The sequence below is a fragment of the Mesorhizobium sp. M0904 genome, from assembly GCF_040319475.1.
Taxonomy (GTDB): Bacteria; Pseudomonadota; Alphaproteobacteria; order Rhizobiales; family Rhizobiaceae; genus Mesorhizobium.
This window is the reverse complement of record NZ_JAMYOC010000007.1, coordinates 53,297-68,805: the sequence shown is the minus strand read 5'-3', so window position 1 is coordinate 68,805 and position 15,509 is coordinate 53,297. Positions and strand designations below refer to the sequence as shown.

The 15,509-nt window shown below is 63.4% G+C and carries 13 protein-coding genes and 1 riboswitch; of the genes, 8 read left to right on the top strand and 5 right to left on the bottom strand.

Annotation, left to right across the window (positions count from 1 at the left end; genetic code table 11):
- Positions 1 to 168: 168 nt before the first annotated feature.
- The 3 genes from NKH80_RS09500 (at position 169) to serA (ending at position 4,073) form a co-directional block, all read left to right on the top strand.
- A complete protein-coding gene (locus tag NKH80_RS09500; RefSeq protein WP_352504959.1) occupies positions 169 to 918 on the top strand; it encodes an outer membrane protein in 750 nt (249 codons plus the stop codon).
- Between the two features lie 197 nt (positions 919 to 1,115).
- On the top strand, positions 1,116 to 2,291 hold the full coding sequence (locus NKH80_RS09495) for a phosphoserine transaminase (protein ID WP_352737785.1): 1,176 nt from the start codon (positions 1,116 to 1,118) through the stop codon (positions 2,289 to 2,291).
- A 183-nt stretch (positions 2,292 to 2,474) separates the two neighbouring features.
- Positions 2,475 to 4,073: a phosphoglycerate dehydrogenase gene (serA, locus tag NKH80_RS09490; RefSeq protein ID WP_352991204.1), complete on the top strand. Its 1,599-nt coding sequence runs from the start codon at positions 2,475 to 2,477 to the stop codon at positions 4,071 to 4,073.
- Between the two features lie 59 nt (positions 4,074 to 4,132).
- Here the strand turns inward: serA and NKH80_RS09485 are convergent, their stop codons facing one another.
- Entirely contained in the window at positions 4,133 to 5,035 is a 903-nt protein-coding gene (locus NKH80_RS09485) for a DMT family transporter (protein ID WP_352991201.1), read from the bottom strand.
- A gap of 321 nt (positions 5,036 to 5,356) precedes the next feature.
- On the opposite strand from NKH80_RS09485, the gene NKH80_RS09480 reads away from it, so the two are divergent.
- Both NKH80_RS09480 and NKH80_RS09475 read left to right on the top strand, forming a co-directional pair.
- Positions 5,357 to 6,655 (top strand): adenylosuccinate synthase, encoded by a 1,299-nt coding sequence (locus NKH80_RS09480; RefSeq protein ID WP_352504962.1) that lies wholly within the window; start codon positions 5,357 to 5,359, stop codon positions 6,653 to 6,655.
- Between the two features lie 73 nt (positions 6,656 to 6,728).
- Positions 6,729 to 8,426 carry a hypothetical protein gene (locus NKH80_RS09475; protein ID WP_352504963.1) on the top strand — a complete coding sequence of 566 codons (1,698 nt, stop codon included), beginning with the start codon at positions 6,729 to 6,731 and terminating at the stop codon, positions 8,424 to 8,426.
- Positions 8,427 to 8,457: 31 nt separating this feature from the next.
- Here NKH80_RS09475 and NKH80_RS09470 read toward each other — a convergent pair whose 3' ends face one another.
- From NKH80_RS09470 to NKH80_RS09455, 4 genes are all read right to left on the bottom strand, one after another.
- Positions 8,458 to 8,757 carry a CcdB family protein gene (locus tag NKH80_RS09470; protein WP_352504964.1) on the bottom strand — a complete coding sequence of 100 codons (300 nt, stop codon included), beginning with the start codon at positions 8,755 to 8,757 and terminating at the stop codon, positions 8,458 to 8,460.
- Positions 8,757 to 8,999, bottom strand: a complete 243-nt coding sequence (locus NKH80_RS09465) for a type II toxin-antitoxin system CcdA family antitoxin (protein WP_254816484.1) — start codon at positions 8,997 to 8,999, stop codon at positions 8,757 to 8,759. Before NKH80_RS09465 ends, NKH80_RS09470 begins: the two co-directional genes overlap by 1 nt.
- Positions 9,000 to 9,075: 76 nt before the next feature.
- On the bottom strand, positions 9,076 to 10,896 hold the full coding sequence (locus tag NKH80_RS09460) for an ABC-F family ATP-binding cassette domain-containing protein (protein WP_352991196.1): 1,821 nt from the start codon (positions 10,894 to 10,896) through the stop codon (positions 9,076 to 9,078).
- 1 nt (position 10,897) lies between these two features.
- Positions 10,898 to 11,542 carry a thiamine diphosphokinase gene (locus tag NKH80_RS09455; protein WP_352504966.1) on the bottom strand — a complete coding sequence of 215 codons (645 nt, stop codon included), beginning with the start codon at positions 11,540 to 11,542 and terminating at the stop codon, positions 10,898 to 10,900.
- A 140-nt stretch (positions 11,543 to 11,682) separates the two neighbouring features.
- Positions 11,683 to 11,797, top strand: a riboswitch (TPP riboswitch).
- Between the two features lie 43 nt (positions 11,798 to 11,840).
- On the opposite strand from NKH80_RS09455, the gene thiB reads away from it, so the two are divergent.
- From thiB to thiQ, 3 genes are all read left to right on the top strand, one after another.
- Positions 11,841 to 12,854, top strand: a complete 1,014-nt coding sequence (thiB, locus tag NKH80_RS09450; protein ID WP_352504967.1) for a thiamine ABC transporter substrate binding subunit — start codon at positions 11,841 to 11,843, stop codon at positions 12,852 to 12,854.
- 240 nt (positions 12,855 to 13,094) lie between these two features.
- On the top strand, positions 13,095 to 14,714 hold the full coding sequence (gene thiP, locus NKH80_RS09445) for a thiamine/thiamine pyrophosphate ABC transporter permease (RefSeq protein WP_352991193.1): 1,620 nt from the start codon (positions 13,095 to 13,097) through the stop codon (positions 14,712 to 14,714).
- The gene (thiQ, locus tag NKH80_RS09440) at positions 14,711 to 15,502 is read left to right on the top strand and encodes a thiamine ABC transporter ATP-binding protein (RefSeq protein WP_352991190.1); all 792 of its coding nucleotides are present in this window, start codon (positions 14,711 to 14,713) and stop codon (positions 15,500 to 15,502) included. Before thiP ends, thiQ begins: the two co-directional genes overlap by 4 nt.
- The last annotated feature ends 7 nt before the right edge of the window (positions 15,503 to 15,509 follow it).

Here is a 15,509-nt window from a genome sequence, read left to right as displayed (position 1 = left end):
CTAAGATGCTGCGGCGCTCGGGAACACCGCCCAACTTGAGAAGCGAAAGCGGATCAAATCAATTGCTAACGCCTTGTTATCCTTAACCCGCACTTAACCACTATGGTTAACAATGCTGTCTGAAACGGCGCGCGATTGCGAATGCGCCAAGTTCGGGAGCCGAGGACCATGACATCCAAATCGCCTGTAGCACTGGCGCTAGCAGCAGTCGTCGTGTTGCCGCTGACGCCGGCGCTTGGTGCCGATTACGAACCGCCGGTCTATGTCGACCAGGCGCCCGATTATGTACCGGTCGAGGTTGGCTCGGGATGGTATCTGCGCGGCGATGTCTCCTATCTGGTGCAGAAGAGCTTCAGGGATGAGGATTTCGCCTTCACGCCCGCGAGCTTCGACGAAAAGGAAGATCCCATCTTCGCCAGCATTGGCTTCGGCTACCATTTCAACGACTATTTGCGCGCCGATCTCAATGCCGGCTATCTGCCCGGCAACAAGATCGAGGTCGGCTATAACAACGGAACGACCGTGGCATCGGCGACCCTGAAGAACTATGCCTTCTCAGGCATACTCAATGGCTATGTCGACCTTGGCACCTATGTCGGAATCACGCCTTATCTCGGCGCTGGTGTCGGTATCCTCCAGAGCAAGCGCCGCCTGTCGGCGAGCTACTTCACCGCCAACGCCGACCCCACCGACGATTTCGTCCTGCGTGACAACAAGACCCAATACTCCTTCGCCTACACGCTGAATGCCGGCCTTGCCTACCAAGTGTCCAAGAATGTCTCAGTCGATGTGGGGTATCAGTATTTCTCCGCACCCGACGCCGAATATGTGACGGCCGAAAGCCTGACTTCTTATCCGATCCGCAAAGGGATCAATAATCACCAGGTCAAAGTCGGACTGCGATACGACCTCTGGTAGGCTCGATCGAAGCTGAGGCGTGAACAATGGCGGGTCTTTGGCCCGCCGTTTGCGTTGTGGCACTTTTTTTCCAAAGGCAGGCGGTATCCCGACAGCGACAAAAACTTTCCCCTTGACGCCGAAAGCCTGAACGCATATCGCCGTCCGTGGGCCACCCCTCCCCAACGAGGGGCCACTATCTGGAAGGATAGACCACGATGACGACGCATACGAAGCCCGAATTCCGTCCGGCAAATCCCAATTTTTCCTCAGGTCCCTGTGCAAAACGCCCCGGCTGGTCGGTCGAGGCGCTCAAAAATGCCGCGCTCGGGCGCTCGCACCGTGCCAAGATCGGCAAGACCAAGCTTGAACAAGCGATCGAGCTGACGCGGGAAATCCTCCAGGTTCCGGCGGATTACCGCATCGGCATCGTGCCGGCCTCGGATACCGGCGCGGTCGAAATGGCGCTGTGGTCGCTGCTCGGCGAACGCGGCGTCGACATGGTCGCCTGGGAGAGCTTCGGCTCCGGCTGGGTCACCGATGTGGTCAAGCAGCTGAGGCTCGCCGATGTGCGCAGGTTAGAGGCGGACTACGGCGCGCTGCCCGACCTGACCAAAATAGATTTCGACCGCGACGTGGTCTTCACCTGGAACGGCACGACGTCGGGCGTGCGCGTGCCGAACGGCGATTTCATCCCGGCCACCCGCAAGGGCCTGACCATCTGCGACGCCACTTCGGCGGCCTTTGCGCAAAAGCTCGATTTTCAGAAACTCGACGTCGTCACCTTCTCCTGGCAGAAGGTCCTGGGCGGTGAAGGCGCGCACGGTATGCTGATCCTCAGCCCGCGCGCCGTCGAACGGCTGGAAAGCTACAAGCCGGCCTGGCCGCTGCCGAAGATCTTCCGTCTCACCTCGGGCGGCAAGCTGATCGAAGGCATCTTCAAGGGCGAGACCATCAACACGCCGTCAATGCTGTGCGTGGAGGACTATCGCGACGCGCTGCGTTGGGCGCAGTCGATCGGCGGCCTCGACGCGCTGGTCACCAGAGCGGATGCCAATGCCGCTGTTCTGGATCGCTTTGTCGGAAAATCTTCCTGGCTCGGCCATCTTGCCGTCAACCCGGCGACGCGCTCGAACACATCGGTCTGCCTTTCCTTCACCGATCCGGATGTCGCTGCACTCGACGCCGATGGACAGGCTGCGTTCGCCAAGGCAATCGTCTCGGCGCTCGACAAGGAAGGCGTCGCCTACGACATCGGCGCCTACCGCGATGCACCGCCCGGCCTGCGCATCTGGTGCGGCGCGACAGTCGAGACCTCCGATCTCGAAGCGCTGCTGCCCTGGCTCGACTGGGCCTTTGCCGCGCAAAAGGCGTCGCTGAAGGCAGCCGCCTGACTCCCTCTCCCTCGAAGCGAGGGTGGCCCGAAAGGCCGGGTAAGGTCGCCTCCACCCGCTCAATGATCCGCCATCCAGAAAGAAAAAAGATTTGGCCGCATCCGGCCGCAATGACCCCACTTCGGCGCTTCGCGCCGACCCTCCCCTCAAGGGAAGGGACGCCAATCGCAAAGGACCAAGCCAATGCCCCGCGTTCTCGTCTCAGACAAACTTTCCACCACCGCCGTGCAGATCTTCAGGGATCGCGGCATCGAGGTCGACTATTTGCCGGATCTCGGCAAGGACAAGGAAAAACTGCTCGAAGTGATCGGCCAGTATGATGGGCTGGCCATCCGCTCGGCGACAAAGGTCACGGAGAAGCTGATCAACGCCGCGACCAGGCTGAAGGTCGTGGGCCGCGCCGGCATCGGCGTCGACAATGTCGACATCCCGGCGGCGAGCCGCAAGGGCATCATCGTGATGAACACGCCTTTCGGCAATTCGATCACCACCGCCGAGCATGCCGTCGCCATGATCTTCGCGCTGGCCCGCCAGATACCGGAGGCCAACGCCTCAACCCATGCCGGCAAATGGGAAAAGAACCGCTTCATGGGCGTCGAGATCACCGGCAAGACGCTCGGCATCATCGGTTGCGGCAATATCGGCTCGATCGTCGCTACGCGCGGCGTCGGCCTGAAGATGCACGTCGTCGCCTTCGACCCGTTCCTGTCGGACAGCCGCGCCGAGGAACTCGGTGTCGAAAAGGTCGAGCTCGACGAGCTGTTCGCCCGTGCCGACTTCATCACGCTGCACACCCCGCTTACCGACAAGACGCGCAACATCATCGACGCCGCGGCGATCGCAAAGATGAAGACCGGCGTGCGTATCATCAACTGCGCCCGTGGCGGGCTGATCGTCGAGGCCGACCTGATCGCGGCCTTGAAGAGCGGCAAGGTGGCCGGCGCCGGCATCGACGTGTTCGAGGTCGAACCGGCGGAGAACAACGCGCTGTTCGGCATGGAGAATGTGGTGGCGACGCCGCATCTCGGTGCCTCGACGATGGAGGCGCAGGAGAACGTCGCGCTACAGGTCGCCGAGCAGATGTCGGACTATCTGATCAAGGGCGCCGTTTCCAATGCCATCAACATGCCGTCGATCACCGCCGAGGAAGCGCCGCGGCTGAAACCTTTCGTCAAGCTCGCCGAAGTGCTCGGCGCCTTTGTCGGACAGGTCACCGAGGATCCGATCAAGGAGGTCGAGATCCTGTTCGACGGCTCGACCGCGACGATGAATACGCGGGCGCTGATCAGCGCTACTCTTGCCGGGCTGATCCGGCCGCAGGTCGCCGACGTCAACATGGTGTCGGCGCCGATCATGGTGAAGGAGCGCGGCATCATCGTCGCCGAGGTCAAGCGCGACAAGTCGGGCGTGTTCGACGGCTATATCAAGCTAACGGTCAAGACCGAGCACAGGACGCGCTCGATCGCCGGCACCTGTTTTTCGGACGGCAAGCCGCGCTTCATCCAGATCAAGGGCATCAATCTCGACGCCGAGGTCGGTCAGCACATGCTCTACACGACCAATGCCGACGCGCCCGGCATCATCGGCCTGCTCGGCACGGTGTGCGGCGAGAACGGCGTCAACATCGCCAACTTCCAGCTCGGCCGCAACCGGCCGGGCGGCGATGCCATCGCATTGCTCTATCTCGATGCGCCGTTCCCGGAAAACGTGTTGGCGCAGGTGCGCTCGCACAAATCGATCGACTCCGCCAAGCGGCTGCATTTCGATGTGGGGATAGCCTGAAATTCGGCCGCCCCGTGTGCAGCAGCACGCGGGGCGGCGGAACGTCGCGGCAAGCGACTTCATTCAGCAGCGGATGCCGCCATCTTCCGTCCGCTGTATTCGGCGAGGCTGATGCCACCGAGCACCAGCGCGAGAGCCAGCGCCTGATAGAGCTGGAATGTCTCACCGACAATCAGCACCGATAGCAGCGTACCGAAGATCGGCACCAGATTGATGAACAGGCCGGCCCGGTTGGCGCCGATCAGCTCGTTGCCTCTGATATAGAAGATCTGCGAGATGACCGAAGCACCGATGGCAGTATAGAACGCGACAGCCCAGCCGCGGGCGTCGGGGACGATGACCTTGCCGGCGGCAATCTCCCACAGGAAGAAAGGCAGCGATGTGATGAGTGCGGCAACCGACAGCGCCAGCATCAGGCTCTGCCAGCGGATGACCGGCTTCAGCCGCAACCCCACCGAATAGAAGGAGTAGCAAAGCACGGCGACCAGCATGATCGCGTCGCCGAAGTTGAGATCCAGCTTGAGAAGCTGGCGCAGGTCGCCATGGCTCGCCGTCACCGCGACGCCGATGATGGTCAGCACGACGCCAGCGATCTGCACCCGGTTCACCCGCAGGCGAAACAGCACGAAATTGGCGATGATGATCACGATCGGTATCGCCGCCTGCTCGATCGAGACGTTGATTGCCGTCGTGTAGTTGAGCGCCGTGTAGAAGATCGCATTGAAAAAGGCGAAGCCGCAAGCGCCGAGCCCGCCAAGCAGCAACCAGTGCCGACGCACCACTGGCCAGTCCTGATGCAGCGTTCGCCAGCCGATCGGCAGCAGGATCAGAACGGCCAGAGTCCAGCGCAGGAAGACCAGCGTCATCGGCGAAATGTGGTCGACCGCCAGCTTGCCGGCCACGGAGTTGCCGCCCCACAGCAAGGTGGTGAACAGCAGGAAAAGGTAGGCGGCTCGATGCATCGTGACATTCCGGCCAGGCAGAGGGAATTCGACGTCGGTGTGGGCCTATTGCGACCGCCAACCCAAGTAAATGATGTCAAAGGCGAAAATTGTTGTGCCTCGGGGCGTTTTGGGCGGCAAAGAGTGGTCGCGCTCGCCGGGTCTTGACGCTATAGAGCGACGTGCGTGCAATTGGACGCTACAAGTACGCGTCGGAAGGCTCTAATCCTCGCGTCGTGCTTTTCCGAAAATCGATTCCGATTTTGGGGGCCGATGCGATAGAGGCCTGTCGTTTCGAACTGTTTTCAAGCTGCTCGTGCGGCGTCTCAAGGGAAAAGAAATATGGCCAATGTGGTGGTCGTCGGCTCGCAATGGGGCGATGAGGGCAAAGGCAAGATCGTAGACTGGCTGTCGGAGCGCGCCGACGTTGTCGTGCGCTTCCAAGGCGGCCACAATGCCGGCCACACGCTGGTCGTCGACGGCAAGGTCTACAAGCTGTCGCTGCTGCCGTCCGGCGTGGTGCGGCAAGGCAAGCTGTCCATCATCGGCAATGGCGTCGTCTTCGATCCGCACGCTTTCGTCGCGGAGGTTGCGAAATTGAAGGCGCAGGGCGTCGAGGTGACGCCGGACCGCCTGAAAATAGCCGAAAACACCGCGCTTATCCTGTCCTTGCACCGGGAGCTGGACGGATTCCGCGAGGACGCCGCGTCCAATTCCGGAACGAAGATCGGCACGACCCGCCGCGGTATCGGTCCCGCCTACGAAGACAAGGTGGGCCGGCGCGCGGTCAGGGTGATGGATTTGGCGGATTTGGAAACGCTACCCTTGAAGGTCTACAGGCTGCTGACGCACCACAATGCGCTGCGGCGCGGGCTTGGCCATGCCGAAGTCACGCATGAGGCGATCATGAGTGAGCTGATTTCCGTCGCTGACGAGATCCTGCCCTATATGGACCGCGTCTGGAAAATCCTCGACGACAAGCGCCGCGCCGGCGAGCGCATCCTGTTCGAGGGCGCGCAAGGCACGTTGCTCGACATCGATCATGGTACCTATCCGTTCGTCACCTCGTCCAATACGGTTGCCGGTCAGGCCGCCGCGGGCTCCGGTGTCGGCCCGGGCGCCATCGGCTATGTGCTCGGCATCACCAAAGCCTATACCACGCGCGTCGGCGAAGGCCCGTTTCCGACCGAGCAGAAGAACGAGATCGGCGAGTTCCTGGGCACGCGTGGCCATGAATTCGGCGTCGTCACCGGCCGCAAGCGGCGCTGCGGCTGGTTCGATGCCGTGCTGGTCCGCCAGGCTGTCGCCGTCAACGGCATCAAGGGCATTGCGCTGACCAAGCTCGATGTGCTCGATGGGCTGGACGAGATCAAGGTCTGTACCGGCTACCGACTCGACGGCGAGGCGATCGATTACCTGCCGGCCAGCCAGGGTGCGCAGGCCCGCGTCGAACCGGTCTACGAAACGTTGGAGGGGTGGAAAGGTACCACCGCCGGCGCGCGCAGCTGGAACGATCTGCCGGCGCAGGCGGTGAAGTACGTCCGCCACATCGAAGAGCTGATCGGCGCGCCGGTCGCACTCCTTTCCACCAGCCCTGAACGGGACGACACGATACTTGTGACCGATCCGTTTCAAGACTAGTTTCTCAGCCTTTCCGGGCATTGCGGCTGATTTGCGGGGGCCGGCCCAGAAACAAATGCAGGTCGACTGAAGCATGGTAGATTTTGTTGGTGCCCTGAAAAAGACGCTAGACAAGCTTGATAAGCCGTCGGCGGAAGTGCGCGCCAAAGTTTATGACATGGCGCGTTCGACGATCGCGAAGAAAATTGCCGAACGCGATCCGCCGTTTGCGCCGTCGGATGTCGCCAGGCAGAAGCGCGCACTCGAAGACGCCATCGCAAGCGTTGAGCGAGAATATGCTAAACCGGCACCGGCATCCGATCCGCTGGCGGAACTGGAGGACATCTTCTCCTCCATCGACCGCAACAAGAACCAGCCCAGCCATGTCCGGCAGCCGGCAAAGACCGAGCCAGCAAAGACGGAGCCAGCAACGACCGGGCCAGCAAAGACCGGGCCGGCCCAGACTGGGCCGGCATGGCAGTCCACGCCCGCCAAGGCGGTGCCGAACTGGCAAAAGCCGCAGCCCGTCGCTCTTCCTCAAGAGCGCGCTGGTCCGCCGCCGTCCGATATGGATCTTCCGACGGCCGATGACCAAGACAGCGTTTTTCGGGGCGACGACTTTTCCAACGACGGCGGCCCCGCGGAGGACAGGTTCCAGCGACTCCATCCTGCCGAGCGCAGGCGCAGCTATGGCGGCGTGATCGCCGCCGCCATTGCCCTGCTGGTCATTGCCGGTGGCGGTTATGGCATCTGGCTGAACAAGGATGCGTTCGGCAGCATGCTCGGCCTCGACGAGACCAAAGCCGTCGCCACCGAACCGCTGGTAAAACCAGCCCCGGCCAAGCCGGTGGCCGATGCGGCCGTACCGGCCGCCGCGCCTCCGACGGAGGCCGGCGAGGGCGCGAAGTTTACGCAGCGCCTTACGCCCGAGGGCCACGAAGTCGATCCCGGCCCCGCGGCCGGGCAGGCGGGCATCGGCGAAGGCGAATCCGTCGCCGCACTGACCACGCCGCCGTCGGCCGCTCAAGCGCCGACCACCCCGGCACCCGCCGCGCCGGCACCGGCCGCACCCGCCGACACGCAAGCCACGGCCAATGCTCCACCAGTCGATGGGTCCGCTGCGCCAACGCCCGCAACGCCGCCCGATGCTGCAGCTACTCCGCCAGCCCCTGCAACGGCCGCCCCACCGCCCGCGACGGCAGCGGCACCGACGGTAGTTCCGCCGCAAGCCGCGTTGGCCGTCGGCCAGAAGGCGATCTTCTACGAGGAGCGCACCAGCACCGCTCAAGGCTCGGCCGAGCCCGGCAACATCGTCTGGTCGCTGGTGCAGGAATCGCCCGGCGGCGACCTGCCGCCCGAGCCGGCGATCCGTGCCGAGGCGACCATTCCAGGCAAGGATATCCAGTTGCGCATGACGATCCGTCGCAACACCGACCAGACGCTGCCGGCCAGCCACATCATCGAGATGATCTTCCTGACGCCTAATGGCTTCGAGGGCGGCGGTGTCGACAACATCTTGCGTGTCGCCATGAAGGGCTCCGAGCAGGATGCCGGCAGCCCACTGATCGGCATCCCGGCCAAGATCGCCGATGGCTTCTTCCTGGTTGCGCTCAACGACACCAAGGCGGATGAAGACGCCAATCTGACCTTGCTCAGAGGTCAGGACTGGATTGACGTGCCGGTCGTCTACAAGACCGGGCGGCGGGCGCTGCTCACCATGGAAAAGGGAATTCCCGGCGAGAAGGTATTCGACGAGGCGCTGAAGGCCTGGCAGACAAAGACGGCGGGGTGAGGCCGGCTCACCAGCCCAACGCCTCCTTGGCTCAGAAGCCTTGGAACAGCATGTCGAGCGCGCTCACGATGTCTTCGTGATGCCTGGTCAGATTCAGTCGGCTCTCGCCCAGTTCCGTCGCCGCAACCGTGGCGATCAAATGGGTGGCCATGACCAATTTCCGACCATTGATCTCGAAAATGGGATGGAGCCTTCGCATTGGTGATGGTGCCATCGCAACCGGCAGCAGCGGGACGACCACCCGGGTCTTGAAATGGTCGAGCAGATCGGCCTGGACGTCGAGGAGATAGCCGCCTTCGATGCTACTCGCGAAGACGTCGTAGCGCGCCATCAGAATTGCCGATGTTCTGCCAGCGGAATACCGTGTTTTTCGACATATTCGTTCCACGCATCTATCGTCGCGCGGTTCTCAAGCTTCCACAGCCGCGTCTTTTCGGCGGCCACTGCCTCTGCGATGCCGGCTTCAGCGGCGCGCGAGACATTAACATCGAGCCCCTTGGCTTCCTTCATGAGCTTTGAGTCGATAGACAGATTTGCCGGCTGACGAACCGCATTCACAGCTATCTTGCGCATGATCACCTCCGCAGCATGCGCATAACATATGCGCACTCCTGTCTAGCCGCAATGACAAGGTGCTTGAACTCGCGAATTACCCCTCCATCTCCTCGCGCAGCATCTCGAGTTCCAGCCATTCCTCCTCGAGCGCTGCCAGTGTGACGCGCTCCTTGTCGAGCGCGGCAATCGTCTTCTGGAACGAGGCCGGGTCGCGCTCGTAATAGGCCGGATCGGCGATGTTGTTCTCCAGCCGCGAGATCGAGGCCGACACCGCCTCGATCTTCTTGGGCAAGGTTTCCAGCGCGAATTTCTGCTTGAACGACAGTTTCTTTGCCGGGCCCTTGGGAGCGACCGCGTCGCTCCTGCTTGCGGCCGTCGCCTCGCTGGTCTCTGCCTTCGGCCGCGCCTTGCGGTCGTCCAGCCTGGTGCCGCCGCGCTGCGCCAGCATGTCGGAATAGCCGCCGGCATATTCGATCCAGCGGCCATCACCATCCGGCGCGATGATGCTGGTCACGGTGCGGTCGAGGAAATCGCGATCGTGGCTGACCAGGATCACCGTGCCGGCAAAGCCGGCGACCAGTTCCTGCAGCAACTCCAGCGTCTCCACATCGAGGTCGTTGGTCGGCTCGTCGAGCACAAGCAGGTTTGCCGGCCGCGCCAAAACGCGGGCGAGAATCAGCCGTGCCCGCTCGCCGCCCGAAAGCTCGCGCACCGGCGTGCGCGCCTGTTCCGGCTTGAACAGGAAGTCTTTCATGTAAGAGACGACGTGGCGCTGTTCGCCATTGATGACCAGGTTCTCGCCGCGACCGTCGGTGAGATACTGCGCCAGTGTCTCCTGTGGATCGACGGCCTCGCGCTTCTGGTCGAGCGTGGCGATCTCCAGATTGGTGCCGAGCCGCACCGTGCCTGCGTCCGGCTTCAATTCGCCGGTCAGCATCTTCAACAGCGTCGTCTTGCCAGCGCCGTTCGGCCCGACCAAGCCAACGCGATCGCCGCGCTGGATGCGGGTCGAAAATCCCTTGACCACGATCAGATCGCCAAAGCTCTTCTCGATGTTCCTGGCCTCTATCACCAGCTTGCCGGATTCGGCGGCGTCGCTGGCTGTCATCGTCGCCGCACCCTCGGCGCCGCGATGACCGCGAAAGCGCTGGCGCATGGTCTGCAACTCACCGAGCCGGCGCATGTTGCGCTTGCGCCGCGCTGTCACGCCATAGCGCAGCCAGTGCTCCTCGCGGACGATCTGGCGACCGAGCTTGTGCTGCTCGCGCTCTTCCTCCTCCAGCACCGTGTCGCGCCATTGCTCGAAATAGCCAAAGCCCTTGTCGAGACGGCGGGTCTGCCCGCGGTCGAGCCAGATTGTGGCGCGTGACACGCGCTCGAGAAAACGGCGGTCATGCGAGATGACGACCAGTGCCGAGGAGGTGCGGGCAAGCTCCTCCTCCAGCCATTCGATGACCGACAGGTCAAGATGGTTTGTCGGCTCATCGAGGAGGAGAATGTCGGGCTCCGGCGCCATGACGCGGGCGAGTGCCGCACGCCTCGCCTCGCCGCCGGAGAGGTCGTTCGGCCGTTCTTCGCCGGTCAGGCCGAGATGCTCCATCAGATAGGTGGCGCGATAGGGATCGTCGGCGGGCCCGAGCCCCGCCTCGACATAGGCGCGGACGGTCGCAAAACCTTCCATGTCGGGCATTTGCGGCAAGTAGCGCACGGTTGCCGAAGGCTGGCGGAAGACTTCGCCGTCCTGCGGCTCGATCAGCCCGGCGGCGATCTTGAGGAGCGTCGACTTGCCCGAACCGTTTCGGCCGACCAAGGCGATCTTGTCGCCAGCTGAGGCCGTCAGGGCGGCACCGTCGAGCAGCGGCGTGCCGCCAAAGGTCAGCTTTATCCCATCGAGATTGAGAAGCGGCGGTGCCATGTCAGCTTTCAGGTAAGGGAAAAGGATGCGCGAGCAGCAGCGCGCGGCCGCTGGCCAGCGCGATTTCCAACCGGCCCCTGACCTCGTTGGAAATGGTCAGCGACGAGCCGAACGCAACCTCGACATGGTCGAGCGGCCATTTGGCACCGGTGACGCTCAGGCCGGCGAGATCGGAGAAGCCGAGCACCGAAAACAGCGTGCCGTCGGCATAGTCGAAGCCAGTCTTTCCGGGCAGCAAGGGAATGCCTTCCTGTGCGCCGCTGGTCAAAAGCACGTCCGTCCCGCCTTCCGCCAGCCGGACGCTCAGCGCCAGATGCAGGAAGATGTGGTCGGTGCGTTTGCCGCCGAAAGCGCCTGCGAGCACAAGGCTGGTCGCACCGCGTTCGAGTGCGGCGGCGATAGCGAGTTCACCGTCGGTCTTGTCCTTTTCGGCGGGAAACACCTGCCGTGGCACGGCGGCCAGATCCTCCGGCAACTCGGCAGGCACGGAATCGAAATCGCCGACCCAGAGTTCCGGCCTCAGGCCCAGCATACGGGCATGGCCGATGCCGGCATCGGCAGCGATGACGCGCGAGCCTTCGACCTGGCGGTCGAGCAGCGGCGTGCGGATGAGATCGCCGCCAAGCAGGATGGTGAATTTGCTCATATCTCGTGGCCCTTACCAGCCCTGCCCCAGAAACGGAAGAATGAAACGGAAGATGAAACGGCAGACGAAACGGAAGGCTGGGCTTTGGATGCCCGGCAAACTTCCGCTTGCGCGGCACTTCGGCCGGGCCTATGTGTCGAAACGCTCTAACGGGGTGCCGGACGCGATCTTCGCGGACCGGCTGAGAGGCAAGACTGCCAACCCGCTGAACCTGATCCGGTTTGTACCGGCGGAGGGATTAGACGCTTCGGACAGCCCGGCGCCTCAATTCCTTTCAATGCGAACGAAGGAGGCGCCGATGCGCAGTTTTTTCCACTCTCTTGTCCCGATTGTCCTGCTTGCGGCATCCGCGCTCGCCCTGCCAGGGCAGGCATCGGCACAGGATAGACTGACCGTCTATACCTATGAAAGCTTCACCGCCGATTGGGGTCCGGGACCGGCGGTGAAGAAGGCCTTCGAGGCCGAGTGCAGCTGCGTCGTCGAATTCGTCTCGGTCGCTGACGGCGTGGCGCTGCTCAACCGTGTGAAGCTGGAAGGGGCCGCCACCAAGGCCGATATCGTGCTTGGCCTCGATACCAATTTAACCGCCGACGCCAAGGCAACCGGCCTGTTTTCGCCGCATGGCGCCATATCGGATGTCAGCGTGCCGGGCGGCTGGCGCGACGATACTTTCGTGCCGTTCGACTATGGCTATTTCGCCGTCGTCTACGATACCGAAAAACTGAAGAACCCGCCGAAGAGCCTCAGGGAATTGGTCGAGGGCGATGCCGGAGAGAAGATCGTCATCCAGGACCCGCGCACCTCGACGCCGGGCCTTGGCCTGCTGTTGTGGGTCAAGTCGGTCTATGGCGACAAGGCGCCCGAAGCCTGGGCCAAGCTCAAGGCAAAGGTGCTGACGGTGACGCCAGGCTGGAGCGAGGCCTACGGCCTGTTCACCAAGGGCGAGGCGCCGATGGTGCTGTCGTATACCACGTCGCCGGCCTACCACATGGTCGCCGAAAACACCGAGCGCTACCAGGCGGCGTCCTTCGAGGAAGGCGAATACCTGCAGATCGAAGTTGCGGGGATCACCACCAAGGGCGCGAAGAACCCGCTGGCGGAAAAGTTCATCGCCTTCATGACCGGACCGAAATTCCAGGATGTCATTCCCGAAACCAACTGGATGTTCCCGGCCGGCAAGACCGACAAGCCGCTCAATCCGGCGTTCGACAAGCTTGTCAAACCGACCAAAACCTTGCTGTTCAGCCCGGAGGAAGTCGCGGCCCACCGCAAGGCCTGGGTCGATGAGTGGCTTGCGGCGATGAGCAAGTAGCTTTGGCCGATTGATCGAAGATGATCGCTCTACGGCGCCCCCCTCTGTCCTGCCGGACATCTCCCCCACAAGGGGGGAGATCGGACGGCACGGCGGCTTTCGCCAGTCGCCGATGTTGCTGGAATGAGCGGAGCGCTGAAACTGCCAATCTCACCCCTTGTGGGGGAGATGTCCGGCAGGACAGAGGGGGGCGCGAAGGAACGCAATCCTCACTAAGAATCTCGAATCTGGTGGTCTAGCGTGCAACGCGCACCATCATCTGACTCCCGCGTCAACGCCGGCATCGTCGCGCTCGCCGCCATCGCGTTGCTGATCGGCGGTGCATTCACCGGGCTCGTCGTCGAAGCCACGCGCGACCCGTCCGGTGTTGTCTCCGCCTTCGATTCGTATCTCTTGCGTATCGTCCGTTTCACGCTCTGGCAGGCTCTGTTGTCGACCCTGCTCTCCGTCGCGCCAGCGCTGTTCGTCGCGCGTGCCCTGTCGCGGCATCCACAGTTTTTCGGGCGAGGCTTTATCCTGCAGCTTTTCGCCGTGCCACTGGCGCTGCCGGCCATTGTTGCCGCACTCGGTGTCTTGGCACTCTATGGCCGCGCCGGCTATTTTGCCGGCACGCTGGGCGCGCTAGGCGGCCAGAGCTGGCCCGGCATCTATGGCCTGTCGGGCATACTCGTCGCCCATGTCTTCTTCAACCTGCCGCTGGCGACGCGGCTGTTCCTGGAGGCGTTGCAGATCGTGCCGGCCGACCAATGGCGGCTGGCGAGCCAGCTTGGCATGGGTGCTGCGCCGGCCTTCCGGCTGATCGAATGGCCGCCGCTGCGTGCGGCCTTGCCGGGCGTTGCCGGGCTCGTTTTCATGCTGTGCATCACCTCCTTCACCATCGTGCTTACGCTCGGCGGCGGACCCAGCGCGACGACGCTGGAGGTTGCCATCTACCAGGCGCTGCGTTTCGACTTCGACCCGGCGCGGGCTGTGACGCTGACCCTGCTGCAGATTGCCCTGACCTTCGTGGTCGTGCTGGCCTTGACGCGGCTTGGCGCCAATATGACCGGCGACGCCAATCTGCCGGTGGCGCCGCGCCGGTATTTTTTAGCCGGTGCGGCCGAGACCGTGCTGAACGCGCTGGTGATCGGGCTGGCACTGCTATTTGTCGCCGGGCCGATGGCGGCCACGCTGGCGGCCGGGCTTGGCGCCGATCTCGGCCGCCTTGCCGGCGAGAGCGCGGTGCGGCAAGCGACGGCGACCAGTGCCGTGCTGTCCGTCTTATCGGCGCTGCTCTCCCTGGCGCTGTCGCTGTCGCTGGTCATGGCGCGCCGGGCGCTGGCGCTCACCCGGCGGACAGGCCGGCGGACGGTGCTCGAACATCTGGCCGACACCGGTGCGGGGTTCGTCCTGGTGGTGCCGCCCATCGTCATCGGCGCCGGCTGGTTCCTGCTCCTGCGCACCGTCAGCGATGTCTTTGCGATCGCCCCTGTCATGGTCGTTGCGGTCAATGCGGTGATGGCGATGCCGTTCGCCATCCGCGCCATCCGCCCTGCCTATGACGCGGCGAGCGAACGCCACGAACGGCTTTGCGCACAGCTTGGCATCTCGGCCTGGAACCGGTTGCGGCTGGTCGACTGGCCGTCGCTGCGGCGGCCGCTCGCCACCGGCTTCGCTTTCGCCATGGCGCTGTCGCTCGGCGATCTTGGCGTCATTGCGCTGTTCGGCAGCGATTCCGTGCAAACCTTGCCCTACCTGCTGCTGGCCCGCATGGGCAGTTACCGCACCGAGGATGCGGCCGGGCTGGCGCTGCTGCTCGGCCTTGTCTGCCTGGCGCTGGTGCTGACCGCGGACTGGATGGGAAGGAGGGAGAAATCATGATGCCGATCAGCCCGGAACGGTCCATTTCGGTGGAAAAAGGCGCGGCCGTGCGGCTCGATAATGTCTCGTTCAGCTATGGTGAAACGCCGCTTATATTCGATGTCGATTTCCCGGCGTCGGAAATCACCGCCATCATGGGGCCGAGCGGTTCGGGAAAGTCGACACTGCTCAATCTGGTGGCCGGTTTCGAAGCGCCACGGTCAGGCCGCGTGCTCATCGGCGGCGCCGACGTCAGCACTGCGCCGCCATCAGCGCGGCCGGTATCGATGGTGTTCCAGGAAAACAACCTGTTTGCCCATCTGTCCCTCGAGCAGAATGTCGGGCTCGGCCGCTCGCCTTCGCTCAGGCTGAGCGAGGCTGACCGCGCCGCAATCGCCGCAGCGCTGAAGCGCGTCGGCCTTGCCTGCAAGGAAAGCCGACTGCCGCGCGAACTCTCCGGCGGCGAGCGGCAGCGCGTCGCGCTCGCCCGGGTTTTAGTGCGCGACCGGCCGGTGCTGTTGCTTGACGAGCCGTTCGCTTCGCTCGGACCGGCACTGCGCGACGACATGCTCGACCTGGTGGCCGACGTCCATTCGGAGCAGCGCATGACGGTGCTATTCGTCACGCACCAGCCGGACGATGCGCGCCGTATCGGCCAAAACATGGTTTTCCTGGACGGTGGCACGGTTGCCGCGACCGGCACCGCCGCCGATTTTTTCGTTGGGGCTGGACCGGAGGCATTCCGACGCTATATCGGCTCGGGTCCGTTTGCGACTGGATCACGAGATGTTGCCCGGAAGCGGACATAATTTATGG